The organism is Streptomyces synnematoformans, from assembly GCF_039531005.1.
Taxonomy (GTDB): domain Bacteria; phylum Actinomycetota; class Actinomycetes; order Streptomycetales; family Streptomycetaceae; genus Streptomyces; species Streptomyces synnematoformans.
In genome coordinates this window covers 1-513 of the sequence record NZ_BAAAPF010000778.1, presented here as the reverse complement: position 1 = coordinate 513, position 513 = coordinate 1, and the positions used below count along the sequence as shown (strand labels likewise).

1 protein-coding gene is annotated in these 513 nt (G+C 71.3%); it reads left to right on the top strand.

Going from position 1 to position 513, the window contains the following annotated elements:
- Window positions 1-513, top strand: a 513-nt coding sequence (locus ABD317_RS37640) for a phosphotransferase (RefSeq protein ID WP_344296654.1), incomplete at both ends; no start/stop codon positions are given.

The following is a 513-nucleotide window of genomic DNA, read 5'->3' as shown; positions in this document are numbered from 1 at the left end:
CGCCGGCGGCGTGGGCCGCGGCGGGTGCCGCCGTCCGGAAGCTGCACGACGCGCCGTTGCCGCCCTGGACCGGCCGGCGCCGCCGGAGTCCCGACGAGTTCGTGGCGGAACTCGACGGCGAGTGCGAGTTGCTCGTGACGAAGGGCGTCCTGCCCGCCGACCTGGTCACCCGCAACCGCCGGGTCGCCGAGGCCGCGCTCCGGCCGTGGACTCCGGCGTTCACGCACGGCGACCTACAGATCGATCACGTCTTCGTCGACGGCGACGAGGTCACGGGCATCATCGACTGGTCCGAGGCGGGCCGGGGTGATGCCCTGTTCGACCTCGCTACCTTGACGCTCGGACACGAGGAGCACCTCGACGACGTCATCGCTGGTTATGGCACCGGCGTCGACCTCGACGTGATCCGCGGGTGGTGGTCGTTGCGAAGCCTGCTGGGGGTTCGCTGGCTGGTCGAGCACGGCTTCGACCCGTTCGCGCCGGGCTGTGAGGTCGACGTGCTGAGATCCCGGA